14 protein-coding genes are annotated in these 20,516 nt (G+C 72.1%); 12 read left to right on the forward strand and 2 right to left on the reverse strand.

Going from position 1 to position 20,516, the window contains the following annotated elements; all coding sequences use genetic code 11:
* Window positions 1–34 precede the first annotated feature (34 nt).
* Genes AB0878_RS29920 through AB0878_RS29930 form a run of 3 tightly spaced genes read left to right on the forward strand, consistent with a single transcriptional unit; the run spans window position 35 to window position 3,721 of the window.
* Window positions 35–1,453: an aldehyde dehydrogenase family protein gene (locus tag AB0878_RS29920; protein ID WP_366583555.1), complete on the forward strand. Its 1,419-nt coding sequence runs from the start codon at window positions 35–37 to the stop codon at window positions 1,451–1,453.
* A 31-nt stretch (window positions 1,454–1,484) separates the two neighbouring features.
* Complete coding sequence (locus AB0878_RS29925) at window positions 1,485–2,570, forward strand: Zn-dependent alcohol dehydrogenase (RefSeq protein ID WP_366583556.1); 1,086 nt, start codon at window positions 1,485–1,487, stop codon at window positions 2,568–2,570.
* Window positions 2,570–3,721 (forward strand): acyl-CoA dehydrogenase family protein, encoded by a 1,152-nt coding sequence (locus AB0878_RS29930; protein WP_366583557.1) that lies wholly within the window; start codon window positions 2,570–2,572, stop codon window positions 3,719–3,721. The genes AB0878_RS29925 and AB0878_RS29930 overlap by 1 nt, the downstream gene beginning before the upstream one ends.
* A gap of 33 nt (window positions 3,722–3,754) precedes the next feature.
* Here the strand turns inward: AB0878_RS29930 and AB0878_RS29935 are convergent, their stop codons facing one another.
* Entirely contained in the window at window positions 3,755–6,073 is a 2,319-nt protein-coding gene (locus AB0878_RS29935) for a transketolase C-terminal domain-containing protein (protein ID WP_366583558.1), read from the reverse strand.
* A 143-nt stretch (window positions 6,074–6,216) separates the two neighbouring features.
* On the opposite strand from AB0878_RS29935, the gene AB0878_RS29940 reads away from it, so the two are divergent.
* Entirely contained in the window at window positions 6,217–6,699 is a 483-nt protein-coding gene (locus AB0878_RS29940; RefSeq protein ID WP_220241846.1) for an Lrp/AsnC family transcriptional regulator, read from the forward strand.
* A 22-nt stretch (window positions 6,700–6,721) separates the two neighbouring features.
* Entirely contained in the window at window positions 6,722–7,837 is a 1,116-nt protein-coding gene (locus AB0878_RS29945; RefSeq protein WP_366583559.1) for an oxidoreductase, read from the forward strand.
* A gap of 7 nt (window positions 7,838–7,844) precedes the next feature.
* Here the strand turns inward: AB0878_RS29945 and AB0878_RS29950 are convergent, their stop codons facing one another.
* Window positions 7,845–8,141, reverse strand: coding sequence for a DUF3040 domain-containing protein (locus AB0878_RS29950; protein WP_366583560.1), 297 nt, complete (start codon window positions 8,139–8,141; stop codon window positions 7,845–7,847).
* A gap of 219 nt (window positions 8,142–8,360) precedes the next feature.
* Between AB0878_RS29950 and AB0878_RS29955 the strand changes: the two genes are divergently transcribed.
* The 7 genes from AB0878_RS29955 (at window position 8,361) to treZ (ending at window position 20,454) form a co-directional block, all read left to right on the forward strand.
* Complete coding sequence (locus AB0878_RS29955; RefSeq protein ID WP_366583561.1) at window positions 8,361–9,221, forward strand: LLM class F420-dependent oxidoreductase; 861 nt, start codon at window positions 8,361–8,363, stop codon at window positions 9,219–9,221.
* A 45-nt stretch (window positions 9,222–9,266) separates the two neighbouring features.
* A complete protein-coding gene (locus AB0878_RS29960) occupies window positions 9,267–10,613 on the forward strand; it encodes a M1 family metallopeptidase (RefSeq protein ID WP_366583562.1) in 1,347 nt (448 codons plus the stop codon).
* 46 nt (window positions 10,614–10,659) lie between these two features.
* Complete coding sequence (locus AB0878_RS29965) at window positions 10,660–12,048, forward strand: M1 family metallopeptidase (RefSeq protein WP_366583563.1); 1,389 nt, start codon at window positions 10,660–10,662, stop codon at window positions 12,046–12,048.
* Window positions 12,049–12,245: 197 nt separating this feature from the next.
* Window positions 12,246–14,225: a 4-alpha-glucanotransferase gene (gene malQ / locus AB0878_RS29970; RefSeq protein WP_366583564.1), complete on the forward strand. Its 1,980-nt coding sequence runs from the start codon at window positions 12,246–12,248 to the stop codon at window positions 14,223–14,225.
* Between the two features lie 98 nt (window positions 14,226–14,323).
* Window positions 14,324–16,453: a glycogen debranching protein GlgX gene (glgX, locus tag AB0878_RS29975; protein WP_366583565.1), complete on the forward strand. Its 2,130-nt coding sequence runs from the start codon at window positions 14,324–14,326 to the stop codon at window positions 16,451–16,453.
* Window positions 16,450–18,732 carry a malto-oligosyltrehalose synthase gene (gene treY, locus AB0878_RS29980; RefSeq protein WP_366583566.1) on the forward strand — a complete coding sequence of 761 codons (2,283 nt, stop codon included), beginning with the start codon at window positions 16,450–16,452 and terminating at the stop codon, window positions 18,730–18,732. The genes glgX and treY overlap by 4 nt, the downstream gene beginning before the upstream one ends.
* Window positions 18,733–20,454 carry a malto-oligosyltrehalose trehalohydrolase gene (gene treZ, locus AB0878_RS29985; protein WP_366583567.1) on the forward strand — a complete coding sequence of 574 codons (1,722 nt, stop codon included), beginning with the start codon at window positions 18,733–18,735 and terminating at the stop codon, window positions 20,452–20,454. It abuts the gene before it with no gap.
* The last annotated feature ends 62 nt before the right edge of the window (window positions 20,455–20,516 follow it).

The raw sequence follows: 20,516 nt of genomic DNA on the forward strand, positions 1-20,516 counted from the left end.
GCCGCGAAGGCGGTTCCCGGTCGAAGGAGACTCGGTGCAAGAGCGCAACGTGCTGTACATCGGCGGCGAGTGGGTCCCGGCGGCGGGCGCCGCCACGATCGCCGTCGAGAACCCGGCCACCGAACAGGTGCAGGCGCAGATCCCGGAAGGCTCGGCCGACGACGTCGACCGCGCGGTGCGGGCCGCGCGCGAGGCCTTCCCGGCCTGGTCGGCCACCACCCGCGCCGAACGCGCGGAGCTGCTGCGCAAGCTGCACGAAGGACTCGCCAAGCGCGCCGAGGAGATCGGCGAGACGATCGCGCGCGACGTCGGCACGCCGCTGCGCATCGCCACGCGCATCCAGGCCGCGCTGCCGCAGACCGACGTGCAGACGTATGTGGACCTGCTGGGCGAAGACGCGCCGGAGGAGAAGGTCGGCAACTCGCTGATCGTGCGCGAGGCCGCCGGGGTCGTCGCGGCGATCACGCCGTGGAACTACCCGCTGCACCAGATCACGTGCAAGATCGCGCCCGCGCTGGCCGCCGGCTGCACCGTGGTGGTCAAGCCCAGCGAGGTCGCGCCGCTGAGCGCCTACCAGCTGTTCGACGCGATCCACGAGGCCGGTTTCCCCGCCGGTGTGGTCAACCTGGTCACCGGGTACGGCCCGGTGGTCGGCGAGGCGCTCGCGACGCACCCGGAGGTCGACGTCGTGTCGTTCACCGGGTCCGTGCGCGCCGGCACGCGCGTGGCCGAGGTCGCCGCGCGCTCGGTCAAGCGCGTGACCCTGGAGCTGGGTGGCAAGTCCGCCAACGTGATCCTCGACGACGCCGACCTCGCCACCGCCGTGAAGGTGGGCGTCTCCAACGCTTTCCTCAACGCCGGCCAGACCTGCACCGCGTGGACGCGCATGCTCGTGCCGCGCGAGAAGCACGAGGAAGCCGTTGCGCTGGCGAAGAAGTTCGCCGAGGGCTTCACGCCCGGCGACCCGCTGGACGCGAAGACGAAACTCGGCCCGCTGGTGTCGGCGGCCCAGCGCGAACGCGTGCGGGAGTTCATCGCCAAGGGCGTCTCCGAAGGCGCGACGCTGGTGACCGGCGGCGCCGAAACCCCCGAGGGGCTCGACACCGGCTACTTCGTGCGCCCGACCGTGTTCGCGGGTGTGGACCCGGACTCGACGATCGCGCAGGAGGAGATCTTCGGCCCGGTGCTGTCGATCATCCCGTTCGACGACGAGGAAGACGCGCTGCGGATCGCCAACAACTCGAAGTACGGCCTGCACGGAGCCGTCTGGTCGGGCGACCAGGACCGCGCGCTGGCGTTCGCGCGCCGCGTGCGCACGGGCCAGATCGACGTGAACGGCGGCGCCTACAACCCGCTGGCGCCCTTCGGCGGCTACAAGTCCTCGGGCGTGGGCCGCGAGATGGGCCGCCCGGCGCTCGACGAGTTCACCGAGATCAAGTCCATCCAGCTCTGAGCCACTCGAGCGCGACGAAGGAGAAGACACCGTGGTCAAAGCCGTGGTCGTGCGCGAGCCGGGTGCCGTGCCCGAGGTCCGCGACATCGTGCTGCCGCCTGTCGGCCCGGCCGACGTGCGGGTGCGGATCGCCGCCGCCGGCGTCTGCCACTCCGACCTGTCGATGGTCGACGGCACGCTGAAACCCCAGTACCCGTTCGTACCCGGCCACGAGGCTTCGGGCATCGTCGCCGAGGCCGGCGCGGAGGTCACGCACGTCAAGCCCGGCGACCGGGTCGTGCTCAACTGGGCCGCGGCGTGCCGTGAGTGCTGGTTCTGCCAGGCCGGAGAACCGTGGCTGTGCTCCACGATCGAAGGCATCACGACCTTGCCCCGCGGCGAGGTGGACGGCGAGCCGCTCAACGTCGTGCTCGGCGTCGGTGGGTTCGCCGAGGAGACGGTGCTGCCCGGCAAGTCCGTGGTGCCGCTGCCCGACGGCGTGCCGCTCGACCTGGCGGCGCTGATGGGCTGCGCCGTGCTCACGGGCGTCGGCGCCGTGCGCAACACCGCGAAGGTCCGCAGTGGACAGTCGGTGCTCGTGGTCGGCCTCGGCGGCATCGGGCTCTGCGCGGTGCTGGGCGCGAAGCTGGCCGGCGCGTCGCCGATCATCGCCGTGGACGTCTCGCCGGAGAAGGAAGAGCTCGCCCGCGCAGCCGGGGCGACGCACTTCCTGCTGAGCGAGGAAAAGCTCGCCAAGCAGGTGCGCGGCCTCACCGAGGGCCGCGGCGCCGACCACGCCTTCGAGTGCGTGGGCGCGGCCGCGACGATCCGCACGGCGTGGAGCTCGGTGCGCCGCGGCGGCCACTGCACGGTGGTCGGGGTCGGGCGGCGTGACCAGGAGGTGGTCTTCAACCCGCTGGAGATCTTCCACTTCGCGCGCACGCTCACCAGCACCGTCTACGGCGCGTCCGACCCGGACCGCGACATCCCGGTGCTCGCCGAAGAGGTGCGCTCCGGCGAGCTGAACCTGGAAAGCCTGGTGACGCACCGGATTTCCCTCGACGAGGTGCCCGAGGCGTTCGACCGCATGCGCGCGGGCCAGGGCGCTCGGTCGCTGATCCGGATCGCGGAGGTCTGATGGGAGAGCTCGACACCGAGGAACAGGCCATTGTGGACACCGTGGCCGAGTTCGTCGACCGCGACGTGCGCCCCGTCGCGCGCGATCTGGAGCACTCGGACACCTACCCCGAGGCGCTGATCGAGCGCATGAAGGAGCTCGGCGTCTTCGGCCTGGCCATCCCGGAGCCCTACGGCGAGGTCAAGGTGTCCACGCCGTGCTACGCGCTCGTCACCGCGGAACTGGCGCGCGGCTGGATGAGCCTGGCGGGTGCGATGGGCGGGCACACCGTCGTCGCGAAGCTGCTGCTCATGTACGGCACGGAAGAGCAGAAGCAGAAGTTCCTGCCGCGCATGGCGACCGGCGAGCTGCGGGCCGCGATGGCGCTCACCGAACCGGGCGGCGGCTCCGACCTGCAGGCGATGCGCACGCGGGCCCGCCGGGTCGACGACGGGTACGTGGTCGACGGCACGAAGACGTGGATCACCAACGCGCGCCGCGCGGGGCTGGTGGCGTTGCTGTGCAAGACGGATCCCGACGCCGAACCCAAGCACCGCGGCATCAGCGTGCTGCTGATGGAGAAGGTGCCCGGCTTCGAGGTCTCGCGCGACCTGGGCAAGCTCGGCTACAAGGGCGTGGAGACGTGTGAACTGTCCTTTTCGGACTGTCACGTGCCCACGTCGGCGTTGCTGGGCGGGGAAGAGGGCCGCGGCTTCGCGCAGATGATGCGCGGCCTGGAGATCGGCCGGATCCAGGTCGCCTCGCGCGCGCTCGGCGTGGGCCGGGCCGCGTTCGACGACGCGTTCCGCTACGCGCAGGAACGCGAGTCGTTCGGCAAGCCGATCTGGAAGCACCAGGCGGTGGGCAACCACCTGGCCGGCATGGCGACGAAGCTGACGGCCGCGCGCCAGCTCATCCTGCACGCCGCACGGCAGTACGACTCCGGCGCGCGCTCCGACCTCGAGGCCGGTATGGCGAAGCTGTTCTGCTCCGAGGCCGCGATGGAGGTGGCACTCGACGCCATCCGCGTGCACGGCGCGTATGGCTACTCCACCGAGTTCGACGTGGAGCGCTACTTCCGCGACGCCCCGCTGATGATCGTCGGCGAGGGTACCAACGAGATCCAGCAGGACGTGATCGTGCGCCAGCTCATCGCCCGCGGCGGCCTCTAGCCGTTTCGGAGCCCACCGCGGGCGACCGGCGCGTCAGTCCGCGACGTCCAGCGCGGCGCGGATGATGCTGTCGGTGTCGATGCCGTGGTGGCGGTAGACGCTCTCCAGGTCGCCCGACTGCCCGAACCGGGTCACGCCCAGGTGCGCGGCCCGCACGCGGTGCACGCCGGCCAGGAACGCGAGCGTGTGCGGGTGCCCGTCGAGCACCGTCACCATCGGCGCCGAGCGCTCGGACGGCAGCGCGGAGTCGAGGATCCACGTGTCGGCGGTGTCCTGGCCCGAGCGCGCCTGCAGCGCGCGGAACAGCAGGCCCGCGCTCGTCACGCACACGACGTCGGCGTGCTTGCCCAGCGCGTCGAGGCGGTCGGCGGCGGCCAGCGCTTCGGTGACCATCGCGCCCATCGCCACGATCGTCACGTCCGGGCGGGCGACCGCGGCCGTGCGGATCGGGTAGGCGCCGGCCACGACCTGGCGGCGCCGGCGTTCGCGCGCGGCGAGGTCCGTGGGCACCGCGGCGAGGTTCTGCTCCACGGGCCGGGTCGAGAGCCGCAGGTACGCCGACGTGCCGTCGGGCCGGCCGAGGCGGCCCAGCGAAGCCAGCAGCGTCCACTCGACGTCGATCGCGAACGCCGGTTCGTAGGTGATGCAGCCCGGCTGCTCGAGCCCGACCGACGGTGTGGTCACCGACTGGTGCGCGCCGCCCTCCGGCGCCAGCGTGACGCCCGAGGGCGTGCCGACGAGGATCGACTGCCCGCCGCCGTAGATGCCGAACGACCACGGCTCCAGCGCGCGTTCCACGAAGGGGTCGTAGAGCACGCCGATGGGCAGCAGCGGCCGGCCCCAGCGCGACCACGTGGTGCCCAGCTCGCCCAGCGCGCTCACCAGGTTCACCTCGGCGATGCCCAGCTCCAGGTGCTGCCCGGTGGGCCGTTCGCGCCAGTGCAGGATCGTCTCGGGGTCGTCGGCGAACCAGTCGACGCGTTCCTGCGGCGACCACACACCGACCTTGTTGACCCACCCGCCGAGGTTGGTGCTCGACGAGACGTCGGGGCACAGCGTCACGACGAGCTTCGCGGCTTCGGGCGCTTCCCGGGTCAGGTCGAGCAGCGCGCGCCCGAGCGCCGCCTGCGTGGTCGTGCGACCCGAGGGCGTGCGGCCGATGTCGGCGGGAATGGCCGGAACCTCGTGGGCCACCACGGGTTCGCGGTGCAGCCGCGCCGCGGTCTCGGCGCACAGACGGGCCGCGGCCGAGCCTTCGGGGAACTTGTGCCACGGGTCGTCGACCGACGTGCCGACGCGCTCGGCCAGCTGCCCGAGCTGCTCGGCCGTGAGCAGCGACGAGTGGTTCTGCGGGTGGCCCTCGCTCGCGAGGCCGAAGCCCTTGACGGTGTAGGCGAAGATCACCGTGGGACGGCGGTCGTCGATGGCGTCGAACGAGTCGAGCAGCGCGGACAGGTCGTGGCCGCCGAGGTTGCGGATCGCGGCGTGCAGCGTCTCGTCGTCGAGCGAGTCCAGCAGCGGTGCCAGCTCCGCCGACGCCAGGCGCTCGCGCAGCTGGGCCGGCGTGCAGCGCAGCAGGCGCTGGTACTCGGGGTTGGGCATGTCGTCGATCCGCCGGCGCAGGGCCTCGCCGCCCGGGCGCTCGAACAGCTCCTGAAGCAGCCGGCCGTACTTGACGGTGAGCACCTGCCAGCCCGCCTCGTCGAACATGCCCTGCAGGCGCGTGGCGCCGATGTTGGGCACCACGCGGTCGAGCGACTGGCGGTTGAGGTCGACGATCCACACGACCTCGCCGAGCTCCTGCACGTTCGGGTCGAGAATGGACTCCCAGACCGCGCCTTCGTCGAGCTCCGCGTCGCCGACGAGCGAGTACTGGCGGCCGGTGCCCGCGCCGCCGGTGGTCGACTCGACGTAGCGCCGCGCCAGCGCGCCCCAGATCGGCGCGGTGGCGCCGATGCCGACCGAGCCCGTGGAGTAGTCGACCTGGTCGGGGTCCTTCGAGCGCGACGGGTAGCTCTGCAGTCCGCCGAACTCGCGCAGCGACGTCAGGTACTTCTCGTCGAGGCCGTCGAGCAGGTAGTTGATCGCGTGGAGCACGGGGGAGGCGTGCGGCTTCACCGACACGCGGTCCTCGGCGCGCAGCCGCGCGAACCACAATGCGGTCATGATCGAGACCATCGACGCGCTGGAGGCCTGGTGGCCGCCGACCTTGAGGCCGGTCGGGTTCGGGCGCACGCGGTTGGCGTGGTCGATGATCGCGGTCGAAAGCCAGAGCACGCGGTTCTGCACCTCGCGCAGGACTTCTGTGTCCGCTGCGGTTCCCGGTGTGCGCTCGGCGGCTGGACTGCTCACGACGACAACGACCTCTCTGCGATCTTCTTGGGCGTAACGCGGTCTTCAGTCCAACAGAGCTGGGTATGCTGCACAACCGATGGTCTGTTCAGTGAGCAGAACGCCCAGAATCGCGCCTTCAGGCGCCGAGAGGACTGCGCACCATGCCCAGTGGCCAGCGGCTCGACGCCACCGACGCCCGGATCCTGCTCGCGCTCAACCGCAACCCGCGTGCCACCGCGGTCGCGCTGGCCGACGAGCTCGGCCTCTCGCGCAACACCGTGCAGAGCCGCCTCGCGCGGCTGGAACAGGGCGACTCGCTGCGCTCGGTCGAGCACCGGATCGACCCCGCCGCGCTGGGCTACCCGCTCACGGCGTTCGTGACCGTGCAGGTCACGCAGCGGCTGCTCGACGAGGTCGGCCGCGCGCTGGCCGCGGTGCCGGAGGTGCTGCAGGTGCGCGGGCTGACCGGGCAGTCCGACCTGCTGGTGCACGTCGTGGCCCGCGAGGCCGACGACCTCTACCGCATCGCCGGGCAGATGCTCGAGATCCCCGGCGTGGAGCGCACGCACAACGCGCTAGTGATGCGCGAGATGGTGCCCTACCGGATCACGCCGCTGCTGGAGCGCGCGGTGGCCGGGAAGTGAGCCGCGCGGGCACACTGGAGCCGTGAACGATCTTGTCGCGCGGGCGCGGGAGCTGCGGCCCCTGCTCACCGCCGAGGCCGCGCAGGGGGAGACCGACCGCAGGCTCACCGACAAGGCCGTGCGCGCCCTCGACGACGCCGGCCTGTTCCGGCTCGGCACGCCGCGGCGCTTCGGCGGCCACGAGGCGAGCCTGCGGACACTGCTGGACGTCGGCGCGGAGGCGGGCGAGGCCGACGGCGCGACGTCGTGGGTGCTCACGCTCGTGAACGCGTGCGCGTGGGTGGTGAGTCTCTTCCCGGAGCCGGCGCAGGACGACGTGTTCGGCGCGGACGCACAGGCGAAGATCGCCGGCGCGCTCGCGCCGACGGCCCGGGCCGAGCGGGTGCCCGGCGGGTACCGCGTCGGCGGGCGCTGGCCGTACGCGTCGGGGATCACGCACGCGGGCTGGGCGCTGCTGGGGATCCCGGTGGGGGACAACGGCGAACCCGCGATGGCGCTCGTGCCGGCGGGTGACTACGCCGTCGAGCGCACGTGGGCCGTCGCCGGCATGCGCGGCACGGGCAGTGACACGGTGGTCGCGGACGAGCTCTTCGTGCCCGAGCACCGCGTTGTGCGTACGGCCGCCCTTCTGGAACGTGTTTCAGTCTTCGCGCCGTACCTGACCGTGGTGCTCGCGGCGCCGCAGCTGGGACTCGGCCGGGCCGCGCTGCGCCTGGTGCGCGAGGCCGCGTCGGCAAAAGGTGTGACCGGAACCGTGTATGCGCGCCAAGCCGATTCGGCGGTGTTCCAGGTGCGGTTCGCCGAGGCGGCGTTGAAAATCGACACCGCGCACCTGCATTCGGCGCGAGCCGCGGGTGACGTCGACGCGGCCCTCGCGAGTGGGGAACCGATGACCGAACTGGCGCGGGGGCGAGTGCACGGGGACATCGGGCTGGCGGTGCAGAGCGTCGTCGACGCGATCGGGATCCTCGTGGCGGCGCACGGCACAGGAGGGTTCGCCGACGCGCATCCGTTGCAGCGCATCTGGCGCGACGCGAACTTCGCACTGACCCACGCGATGGCACAGCCGGCGGTGAACCACGAGATCTACGGGAAGGCGCTGCTCGGTATCCGGCCGAACATCACCGCGATGCTCTGAGCCTGCGCTAGGCCTTCGCGTCGTCGGCCGTGTGATTGCGCTTGCGCATCAGGATCGACCGGTGGACCCAGACGAGCACAGGGACCGTGACGAGGCCCCACAGGAACATGCCGGTGCTGCCGGCCAGCAGCCCGACCACGATCATCAGCACCACGGTGACGTCGGCCAGGATCAACGTGGCGAGCCACGTGCGCGATCGCACGGGCGGGGCGCCGGCGCTCAGGGCCGCGACGAAGTCGGGGTCGCTCGCGGCCAGCTCTTCTTCGATCTTCCGCAGTGCACTGCGGTCACGATGGGGAAGCATGACCCCCTCCTCAGGACGGATCGGGCCGGGTGATCGCCCTACCAGTTGAATCCCCGGGCCCACCCCACGTCAAGCGCCGCTTTTCCAGGAATAATCGCCAAACCGGACGGGTGGTGCGGTGCTCCGTGGCCCGGAGGCCACCTGCTCACTGTAGAACACTTCCGGCCGTCAGGCGGATTTCGTTGCAAACTGAAACACGTTCTAATACTGTCGGGAGCCGTGAGATACGGCATCGTGCTCTTCACGAGCGACCGCGGGATCACCCCCGCGGCGGCGGCGCGGGCGGCCGAATCGGCCGGGTTCGACACCTTCTACGTTCCCGAGCACACCCACATCCCGGTCAGGCGCACGGCCGCGCACCCGCGCACCGGCGACGCGAGCCTGCCCGACGACCGGTACCTGCGCACGCTCGACCCGTGGGTCTCGCTCGCCACGGCGGCCTCGGTCACCACGCGCATCCGCCTGGCCACGGCGGTCGCGCTCCCGGTGGAGAGCGACCCGATCACGCTCGCCAAGACGATCGCCACGCTGGACCACCTCTCCGGTGGGAGAGTCACGCTCGGCGTCGGGTTCGGGTGGAACACCGACGAGCTGGCCGACCACGGCGTGCCCGCGGGCCGGCGTCGCACCGTGCTGCGCGAGTACCTCGACGCGATGCGTGCCTTGTGGACCGACGAGGTGGCGAGCCACGAGGGCGAGCACGTGGCGTTCGGGCCGAGCTGGGCGTGGCCGAAACCGGTGCAGGAGCGGGTTCCCGTGCTCGTGGGCGCGGCCGGCACCGAGCGCACGTTCCGCTGGATCGCACGCTCGGCCGACGGCTGGCTCACCACACCGTCCGAAGTGGACGTCGAGGCGAATGTCGGGCTGCTGCGGGAGATCTGGCGCACCGAGGGCCGCGCCGGCGAGCCGGCGGTGGCCGCACTCGGCCCGCGGCCCGATCCCGAAGGCCTCGCACGGCTCGAAGCGGCCGGTGTCACGGAAGTGATCTTCGGGCTGCCGGACCGCGAGCCGGCCGAAGTCGTGGCCTGGCTCGGACGGCTCGCGGGCAAACTCGATCACAGAACCCTCATCCGACCCTGACAAGTTCCTGACCGATTCGGCCCGCCGTTCTGCCAGCCTGGCGCGGTGCTGAAGAGAGTGTGGGCGACCGCGGTCGCCACCGGCTCGATCCTCGTGCTCATCTCGGGCACGGCGGTCGCCGCCCCGAGCCCCGGGTCCGACGGCGCCGGCGACCCGCTGTTCCCGCAGGACGGCAACGGCGGCTACCGCGTGAGCCACTACGACGTCGCGCTGGACTACGACCCGGCGAAACCCGACCACCTCACCGGCGACACGGCAGCCGACGCCGTCGCCACCCAGGACCTGAGCCGCTTCGACCTCGATCTCGAAGGCCTCACCGTGCAGAGCGTCACGGTCGCGGGCGCGCCCGCGGCGTTCACGTGCACCGGGGAGCACGAGCTCGTGATCACGCCCGCGAAACCCCTGCGGCGCGGGCAGTCCTTCCGGGTGCGCGTGCGCTACCAGGGCACGCCGGGGTTCTTCTGGATGACGGCCGACGACGCCGGTGCGGTGCACGCGTTCGGCGAGCCGCATTCCGCGTCCAGCTGGTACCCGGTGAACGACCACCCGTCGGACAAGGCGACGTTCCACCTCGCCGTGACGATGCCGGACCGGCCGGGCTGGGCGGTGGTGGGCAACGGCGTGCCCGCGCCGCCGGTGGTGCGCGACGGCCGCAAGACGTTCTCGTGGACGGAAAACCACCCCGTGGCCTCCTACCTGACGGGTGTGGTGATCGACCGGATGACCGTCCACACGGGACACCTCGCCGACGGGACCCCGGTCGTGGACGCGTACACCACGGGCGCCGAAGCCGCGAAGCCGTTCGAAGACCGGCTGCCCGAGGTGCTCGGGTTCCTGTCCTCGCGCTTCGGGAAGTACCCGTTCTCCGCGGCCGGCGGCGTCTTCTACCCCGGCGGCACCGGTGGCGGGTTCGAGATGCAGGAGCGGCCCGTGTACCCGGGCGGGGTTCCGCCCGAGCAGTTCACCGACATCGTGCACGAGCAGGCGCACCAGTGGTTCGGCGACAGCGTCGCGGTCGCGCGCTGGTCCGACATCTGCCTCAAGGAGTGCTTCGCCACCTACGCGGATGGCTGTGGCGGGAGGCGAAGGAGGGCCACGACCTCGACGCCGACTACCGCACCGCGCTCGCCGGCGCCGGCCCGGACTTCTGGCAGGTCCCGCTCGCGGACCCGGGTGCCGGCTTCTACGGCGGCTCCTACACCGTCGGCCCGCTCATGCTGCACGCGCTGCGCCGCACCGTCGGCGACGCCGTGTTCTTCCGGACCCTGCGTGATTTCCTCGCGCAGCACCGCGACGCCAACGCCTCCTGGGCCGACTTCGAGCACCTCGCGGCCCAGGAGTACGGCCACGACCTCACCGGCTTCTTCACCGCGTGGGCCCACAGCACCGTGATCCCGCCCGAGCCCTACCTCCACCCCGGAACCCTGAAGGACAACGCATGAGCTGGTACAAAGCGCTCGCCCTCGTCGCGAGCGGAGCGGCGGCGCTCGGCATGGCGCAGCCGCCGGCGATCGGCGCGGACGGCGTCGGCGACCCGTACTTCCCACAGGACGGCAACGGCGGCTACGACGTCTCGCGCTACGACGTGAAGGTGTCGTACGACCCCGCGGATCCCGGTTCGTTCACCGGCGACACCACGGTGCACGCGGCCGCGCGCCAGGACCTCGACCGGTTCGACCTCGACCTGGAGGGCTTCACGGTCTCGGCCGTGACCGTGAACGGCGCGCCCGCGAAGGCGATCGCGCGGTCGGGCGCGCACGAGCTGGTGATCACGCCGCGCACGCGGGTGCTGCGCGGCAGCACCTTCGCCGTGCGCGTCGTGTACTCCGGCAAGCCGGTCGGCGCGAGCTGGCACCGGCTCGTGGGCGGCGGCATCGACGTGAGCGGCGAGCCGCACTCGGCGACGGCCTGGTTCCCGCTGAACGACCACCCGTCGGACAAGGCGGCGTTGCACCTGGAGGCGACCGTGCCGACCGGGTGGACGGTGCTGGGCAACGGGCTGCCCGGCCCGACGACCACCTCCGCCGGCCGCACGACGTTCCGCTGGCACGAGGACCACCCGATCGTCTCCTACGCCACGACGATGGCGATCGACAAGTTCACCGTGCACACCTCGAAGCTCGCCGACGGCACTCCCGTGATCACCGCGTACGGCCAGAACACGAGTTACCTCCCCGACTCCGAGGCCCTGCTGCCGAAGATCATGGGCTTCCTGACGAAGACGTTCGGCCCGTACCCGTTCGACTCGACCGGCGCGATCGTCGTCGCCCCGGAGGCCACCGAGGGCAGCCTCGCGCTGGAGACGCAGACCCGCCCGACCTACGACGGCGCGTTCTTCGACGCCTCGGCCGTCCACGAGCTGGCGCACCAGTGGTTCGGCGACGCGGTGTCCTTTTCGGACTGGCGCGACGGCTGCCTCGCCGAGTGCTTCGCCCAGTACACCGGGCAGCTGTGGGACGAGGCCGAGAACGGCGCCGACCTCGACGAGAGCTACCGCTCGATCGTCGAGCAGAACGCGGGCGACGCCGCCTACTGGCAGGTGCCGATCTACGACCCGGGCAAAGATCGCCCGCTCGACTACGCGCTCTACGACCGGGGCTCGCTCATGCTCCACGCGCTGCGCCGCACGATGGGCGACGACAAGTTCTTCGGTCTGCTCAACCACTGGATCGCCGCGCACCGCGACGGCAACGCGTCCTGGCCCGACTTCGAGCACTTCGCGTCGGCGCAGGCGGGCCAAGACCTGTCGGGCTTCTTCACGGCGTGGGCGCACAGCTCCGTGATCCCGCCTGCCCAATACCTGTACCCGGGCTCACTCGCGCGCTGAGCGAGCCGCACTTCACCCGAAATAGTGAAGTGCGCCACCGCGCGTCATTCTGTTCACCGGATGTCCTCTCGGTGGGTGTGGCGGTGACCGGCCGGCACGCCCCCCGACTGGCCGGTCACCGCTGTACGCATCCGGCATTCGGGTGCCGCCCGGCGAGGCGATTGGCGCGCCCCGGCGCGGGCCGCAAGACTGGGCCGGTGCAGAGCCCGACCGCCTCCGGATCACCGACCCCCGACGTTTCGCCCGAGCTGGCCGAGCTGGCCGCCGCCTACGGCGTGGCGACCCACTACGAGAACTCCGACCGCGTGGAAGTGCAGGTCGAGGCCGAGGTGGTGGTCGCCGTCCTCGCGCAGTTCGACGTGGACGCCTCGAACGAGGAGTCGATCCGCCGGGCACTGGAGGGCGTGCGCGCGGCGCGGGCGTCGGCCGACCTGCCGCCCACGATCGTCGTGCGCGCCGGTGACACGCGCGAACTGGGCCGGGAGGTGACCGTCGAGCTGGAGGACGGCACGACCCGCGCCGTCGGCACCACGCTGCCGGCCGACCTGCCGCTGGGCTGGCACCACGTCGTCGACGGCGAGCGCCGGGTGCCGCTGGCCGTGGTCCCGGCGAAGCTGCCCGAGGTGCCCGCCGCGTGGGGCTGGATGCTCCAGCTCTACGCCCTGCACTCGGCCGGGTCGTGGGGGATGGGCGACTTCGGCGACCTGCGGACCACCGCCACCCGCTCGGCCGCCGAGCTCGGCGCCGGCGTGCTGCTGGTCAACCCGGTGCAGGCGTTCGCGCCCGCGCACCCCGTGGAGCGCTCGCCGTACTCGCCGTCGAGCCGCCGCTTCGCGAACCCCGTGTACCTGCGGGTCACCGACACCGAGGCGTTCGCCGGGGCCGACGAGGCCACGCGCGCAAAGGTGCTGGCCCTGGCCCCGGACGCGGTTCCGGACCTCATCGACTACGACGCCGTGTGGGACGCCAAGCGCACCGCGCTGGAGCTGCTGCGCCCGCACCACCCGCGGCCCGTCGAGCTCGACGGCGACCTGCGCGACTTCGCGACGTTCGGCGCGCTGGCCGAGGTGCACGGCGCCGACTGGCGCGAGTGGCCCGAGGCCCTGCACGACCCCGCGAGCCCCGAGGTCGCGACCGCGCGCGCCGAGCTGGCCGACCGGGTCGAGTTCCACGGCTGGCTCCAGCAGCTGTGCCACGAACAGCTCGACGAGGTCCGCCACGCGGCGCGTGAGGCCGGGATGACGGTGGGGGTCGTGCACGACCTGCCCGTCGGCGTGCACCCCGGCGGCGCCGACACGTGGGCGCTGCGCGAGGTGTTCGCCGCCCGGGTGCGCGTGGGCGCGCCGCCCGACGCGTTCAACCAGCAGGGCCAGGACTGGAACCTCCCGCCGTGGCGGCCCGACCGCCTCGCCGAGGCCGGGTACGCGCCGTTCCGCGACGTCATCCGCGGTGTGCTGCAGCACGCCGACGGCATCCGCGTGGACCACATCGCCGGGCTGTGGCGGCTGTGGTGGATCCCGCCGGGCGAGCCCGCCGGCCGCGGCACGTACGTGCACTACGACGCCGAGGCGATGCTCGGCGTGCTCGCGCTGGAAGCCCACCGCGCCGGCGCCGTGGTGGTCGGCGAGGACCTCGGCACGGTCGAGGACATCGTCACCGAGACCATGCACGAGCGCGGCGTGCTCAGCTCCGCCGTGCTGTGGTTCCAGCGCGACTGGGACGCACCGGGCAAACCGTTCGTCCGCCCCGCGGACTGGGATCCGCACGCGATGGCGAGCATCTCGACCCACGACCTGCCGACGGTGTCCGGCTGGCTCGAAGCGGAGCACGTGCGCGTGCGCGCCGAGCTGGGACTGCTCGACCGGCCCGTGGAGCAGGAGTACACCGAGGCGGCGGCCGAGCGCAGCGCGCTGCTCGACCTCGTTGCGCGCGAAGGCATCCCCGCCGACGACCCGGTGGTGGCCCTGCACACGCTCCTGGCCTCGGCGGCGTCACGCCTGGTGCTCACCTCACCGGCCGACGTGGTCGGCGAACGGCGCCAGCCCAACCTGCCCGGGACGATCGACCAGTACCCTAACTGGCGGATCCCGCTCCCCGTCACCGTCGACGGGTTCTTCGCCGACGCGCGGGTGCGTGCGGCGGTCGCCCCGCTCAAGGCCGCCCGTCCGCTCCCGTAACCGCCCGGGCCGGTCCTCGTGGTTCGAGACCCGCCCGCGCGGGTAAGTCAGTCTTCCCCGAGCAACCCGACAAACCGATGTCCCCCAAGGAGAGTCCCGTGCGTCCCTGGCCCGGAAGGCCCTACCCGCTCGGCGCCACCTACGACGGGGTGGGCACGAACTTCGCCCTGTTCTCCGAAGTCGCCGAGTACGTGGAGCTCTGCCTGTTCGACGAGGACGGCACGGAAACGCGCTCGCGCCTGGAGGAGGTCGACGGCTTCGTCCACCACGGCTACCTGCTCGGCATCGGTCCCGGCCAGCGCTACGGCTTCCGCGTGCACGGCCCGTACGACCCCGAGCGCGGCCTGCGCTGCAACCCGAACAAGGTCCTGATCGACCCGTACGCCAAGGCCCTTTCGCGCGGCGTCGACTGGTCGGAGGCGCTGTTCGGGTACGAGTTCGAGAACCCGGAGCAGCGCAACGACCAGGACTCGGCCGGGCACGTGCCGTACTCGCTGGTGGTCAGCCCGTTCTTCGACTGGGCCAACGACCGCGCGCCGCGCACGCCCTACCACGAGACCGTGATCTACGAGGCCCACGTGCGCGGCATGACGATGACGCACCCGTTCGTGCCCGACCGCCTGCGCGGCACGTACGCCGGGCTCGCGCACCCGGCCGTGATCGAGCACCTGAAGAAGCTCGGCGTCACGGCGGTGGAACTCATGCCGGTGCACCAGTTCGTGACCGACCACGGCCTCGACCAGAAGGGCCTGCGCAACTACTGGGGCTACAACACCATCGGCTTCTTCGCGCCCCACGACGCCTACGCGGCGATGCCGGGCCAGGGCGGGCAGGTGCAGGAGTTCAAGGGCATGGTCCGCGCCCTGCACGAGGCCAACATCGAGGTGATCCTCGACGTCGTCTACAACCACACCGCCGAGGGCAACCACCTGGGCCCGACGTTGTCCATGCGCGGCATCGACAACGAGGCCTACTACCGGCTGGTCGAGGACGACTCGCAGTACTACATGGACTACACGGGCACGGGCAACTCGCTCAACGTCCGCAACCCGCACACGTTGCAGCTGATCATGGACTCGCTGCGCTACTGGGTCACCGAGATGCACGTGGACGGGTTCCGCTTCGACCTCGCCTCCGCGCTGGCGCGCGAGTTCTACGACGTCGACCGTCTGTCCACGTTCTTCGAGCTCGTGCAGCAGGACCCGATCGTGAGCCAGGTCAAGCTCATCGCGGAGCCCTGGGACGTCGGACCCGGCGGGTACCAGGTGGGCAACTTCCCGCCACTGTGGACGGAGTGGAACGGGCAGTACCGCGACACCGTGCGCGACTTCTGGCGCGGCGAGCCGTCGACGCTGGGGGAGTTCGCCTCCCGCATCACGGGTTCGTCGGACCTGTACCAGGACGACGGGCGCCGGCCGTTCGCGTCGATCAACTTCGTCACCGCGCACGACGGCTTCACGCTCGAGGACCTGGTGTCCTACAACGAGAAGCACAACGAGGCCAACGGCGAGGACAACCGCGACGGCGCCGACGACAACCGGTCGTGGAACTGCGGCGTGGAAGGCCCGACCACCGACGAGGAGGTGCTCGCGCTGCGCGCCCGCCAGCGCCGCAACCTGCTCGCCACCGTGCTGCTGTCCCAGGGCGTGCCGATGCTGCTGCACGGTGACGAGCTGGGCCGCACGCAGCAGGGCAACAACAACGCGTACTGCCAGGACTCCGAACTGTCCTGGATGGACTGGGGGCTCGCCAAGGAGAACGTCGACCTCGTCGAGTTCACCGCGGCGCTCACCGCGTTCCGCAAGGCGCACCCGGTGTTCCGGCGCCGCCGGTTCTTCCAGGGAAAGCCGGTGCGCAAGGGCGAGGAGCTCGGCGACATCGCCTGGTTCACTCCGGCCGGCGAGGAGATGACCGAGCAGAACTGGGACGACGGCTTCGGCAAGTCCGTGGTCATCTTCCTCAACGGCGAGGGCATCTCCGACCTCGACCCGCGGGGCATGCCGGTGGTCGACGAGTCGTTCCTGCTCGCGTTCAACGCCCACTACGAGGACATCGCGATGACCTTGCCCGCCAACGGGTACGGCACCGAGTGGACGGTCGTCGTCGACACAGCCACCGGCCAGGTCGGCAAGACCGACGTGGAGCCGATCCCGGGCGGGGGCAAGCACACGCTCGCCGCGCGGTCGCTCGTCGTGCTGCAGCGCACCGGCCGGGAGGAGCAGGAGTGAGCGCGCCGTCCTCGACGTACCGGGTGCAGCTGCGCCCGGAGTTCACCTTCACCGACGCCGCCGGGATCGTCGACTACCTGCGCTCGCTCGGCGCGGGCGCGCTCTACGCGTCGCCGGTGCTCGACGCGACGACCGGCTCCACCCACGGCTACGACGTGGTCGACCCGACGCGGGCGCGGCCGGAGCTGGGCGGCGAGGAAGCCCGGCAGGTGCTGGTCACGCGGCTGGCCTCCGCGGGGCTCACGCTCGTGGTCGACATCGTGCCGAACCACATGTCGGTGGAGGTCCCGAAGCTCAACCGCTGGTGGTGGGACGTGCTGCGCCACGGGCCGGCGTCGGAGCACGCTGGTTTCTTCGACATCGACTGGAGCCGCGGCAAGGTGCTGCTGCCCGTGCTGGGCGAGGACGCAGCCGTCGCCGAGCTGACCGTCGAGGGAGAGGAGCTGGTCTACTACGACCACCGCTTCCCGATCACGCCCGGCACCGGCGAGGGCACGCCGCAGGAGGTGCACGCGCGCCAGAACTACGAGCTCGTCGGCTGGCGCCGCGGCAACGCCGAGCTGAACTACCGCCGCTTCTTCGACATCACCAACCTCGCGGCCGTCACGGTCGAGAAGGCCGAGGTGTTCGCCGAGACCCACGGCGAGGTGCTGCGCTGGGTGGCCGACGGCGACGTCGCCGGCCTGCGCGTGGACCACCCGGACGGCCTGGCCGACCCCGGCGGGTACCTGCGCCGGCTGCGCGCAGGCGCGCCCGACGCGTGGCTGGTCGTTGAGAAGATCCTGCACCCGGGCGAGGCGCTTCCGCAGAGCTGGCCGGTCGACGGCACCACCGGCTATGACGCGCTGAACGAGATCACGGGCGTGTTCGTCGACCCGGCCGCGGAGCCGGCGTTCACGCGGCTCGCGGGCGAGCTGGGCGGGCGCACCGACTATCCCGCCGTGGAAGAAGAAGCGCGGCGGCTGGTCACCGACCGGATCCTCGTGGCCGAGGTGCACCGCATCGCGGGCCTGGTCGACGGCGTCGAGCCGGAAGCCGCGCGCGCCGCCGTGGCCGAGGTGATGATCGCCTTCGGCGTCTACCGCTCGTATCTGCCGGAGGGCGCCGCCGAGTGGACGGCGGCCGTCGAGCGCGCGCGGGCGCGCCGGCCCGACCTGGACGAAGCCCTGACCGCGCTCGATACGCAGGTCCGCGCGGAGCCCGCCGGCGAGCTGGCGACGCGCGTCCAGCAAACGTCCGGCATGGTCGTGGCCAAGGGCACCGAGGACACCACCTTCTACCGCTTCACCCGCTTCGCCGCGCTCAACGAGGTCGGCGGCGACCCGGACCGGTTCGGCCGCACGGTGGCCGAGTTCCACGAGCTGGCCGGGGCCCGCGCCGCCGGCCGCCCGGCGAGCATGACCACGCTGACCACGCACGACACCAAGCGCTCCGAGGACACGCGGGCGCGGCAGGCCGCGCTGTCCGAGCTGGCCGACGAGTTCGGCGACGCCGTGCGCCGCTGGACGAAGCGGCGCGGCATCGACGAGCCGGCGCTCAACCTGCTGGCCTGGCAGACCCTCGTGGGCGCGTGGCCGATCGCGCCCGGGCGCCTGCGCGACTACCTCGACAAGGCGGCCAAGGAGTCGAAGCTCCGCACCACCTGGACCGACCACGACGAGGAGTTCGAGCAGGCCGTGGCCGCGTGGCCCGAGCAGGTGCTGGGCGACGCCGAGCTGGTGGCCGAGATCGAGGAGTTCGTCGGGAAGCTGCGCGGGCCGGGCTGGGTGAACTCGCTGGGCCAAAAGCTGGTGCAGCTGGCCGGGCCGGGCGTGCCGGATGTCTACCAGGGCACCGAGCTGTGGGACTTCTCGCTCGTGGACCCGGACAACCGGCGCGCGGTCGACTACGGCGTGCGCCGCGAGATCCTGGAGCGCGTGCTGGCCGGGGAACAGCCGGAGGTCGACGAAACCGGTGCCGCGAAACTGCTCGTGGTCCACCGGACGCTGACGCTGCGGCGCGAACGGCCCGAGCTGTTCACCGGCTACCGCCCGCTGAAGGCCGAGGGCGCGGCCGCCGAGCACCTGCTGGCGTTCCAGCGCGGCGAGAACCTGGCGGTGGCCGTGACGCGGCTGCCCGTCGGGCTGGAGAAGTCCGGCGGCTGGCGCGACACCGTGCTGCCGCTGACCGACGGCTTCTGGACCGACGTGCTGACCGGGCGGGCGCTCGGCGACGCGCCGCCGGCCGCCGCGCTGTTCGACCGGTACCCGGTGGCTCTTCTGGTGCGAGGGGATTCCTGAATGTTCACCGTGTGGGCGCCCGCCGCGGATCGCGTGCGGGTGCGCGTCGACGGCACTGACCACGAGATGAGCCCAACCGCCGGCGGCTGGTGGCAGGCCGAGGTCACCGGTACCGACTACGCGTTCCTCCTCGGCGACGACGGGAAACCGCTGCCGGACCCGCGTTCGCTGCGCCAGCCGGCCGGCGTCCACGAGGCTTCGCGCGTGTACGACCACGCCGAGTTCGAGTGGACCGACCGCGCGTGGACCGGCCGCCAGCTGCCCGGCGGCGTCGTCTACGAGCTGCACCTGGGCACCTTCACCGAGGGCGGCACGTTCGACTCGGCGATCGAGCGGCTCGGCCACCTCGTGGACCTCGGCATCACGCACGTCGAGCTGCTGCCGGTGAACTCGTTCGACGGCACGGCCGGCTGGGGCTACGACGGCGTGCTCTGGGGCGCGGTGCACGAGCCCTACGGCGGGCCGGACGGCCTCAAGCGCTTCGTCGACGCGTGCCACGCCCGCGGCCTCGCCGTGGTGCTGGACGTGGTCTACAACCACCTCGGCCCGTCGGGCGCCTACCTCGACCGCTTCGGCCCGTACTTCGCCGGCCACACCGACTGGGGCGCGGGCCTCAACCTCGACGGCCCCGGCTCCGACGAGGTGCGCCGGTACGTGCTCGACAACGCGCTGGGCTGGCTGCGCGACTTCCACGTGGACGCGCTGCGGCTCGACGCCGTGCACGCGCTGGTGGACAAGCGCGCCGTGCACCTGCTGGAGGAGCTGGCCACCGAGGTCGGCGAGCTGTCCGCGGCGCTGCGCCGCCCGCTCACCCTGATCGCCGAGTCGGACCAGAACGACCCGCGGCTCGTCACCCCGCGTGAAGGCGGCGGCTACGGCGTGCACGCGCAGTGGTCCGACGACCTGCACCACACGCTGCACGTCCGCATCACCGGCGAGACTTCCGGGTACTACGCGGACTTCGCCGCGCCCGGCGCGCTCGCGAAGACGCTGCGCGAGGTGTTCTTCCACGCCGGCACCTGGTCGTCGTTCCGCGAGCGCACCCACGGCCGCCCGGTGGACACGCGCAAGGTGCCGGGCCACCGGTTCCTCGCGTACCTGCAGAACCACGACCAGATCGGCAATCGCGCCACCGGCGACCGGCTTTCGGCCACCGTCGCGCCGGGCCTGATCGCGGCCGCGGCCGCGGTGGTGTTCTGCTCGCCGTACACGCCGATGGTGTTCATGGGCGAGGAGTGGGCGGCGAGCACGCCGTGGCAGTTCTTCGCCTCCTTCCCGGACCCGGAGCTGGCCGAGGCCGTGCGCACGGGCCGGCGGCGCGAGTTCGGCCGCCACGGCTGGGGCGAGGCCGACGTGCCGGACCCGATGGACCCGGCGACCGTCGCGCGCTCGCGGCTCGACTGGACCGAGCCGCAACAGCCCGGGCACCAGGAGATGCTGCGGACCTACCGCAGGCTGATCCGGCTGCGCCGCGAACGGCCGGAGCTCGCGGACCCGAACCTCGACGGGTTCGTCGTGTGCGCGGCCCCGGACGATTCGTGGCTGGTGCTGCACCGCGGCGCGCTGCGGCTCGCGTGCAACTTCGGCGGAACCCCGGCGACCGTCCCACTGGGCGGGACGCCGGGCGAGATCCTGGCGTCCTGGGACACGCCGGAGTTCGACCATGCCGGTGAATCCGTCCGGCTTCCGGGCGCGTCTTTCGTGCTGGTGGTCACCTCCTGACCGGCGCCTACGCGGGAAGTCCGGCACTTTCCCCGGAAAGTTCAGCCGGGTAGCCGGACCCG

Source organism: Amycolatopsis sp. NPDC047767 (assembly GCF_040704195.1).
Taxonomy (GTDB): Bacteria; Actinomycetota; Actinomycetes; order Mycobacteriales; family Pseudonocardiaceae; genus Amycolatopsis.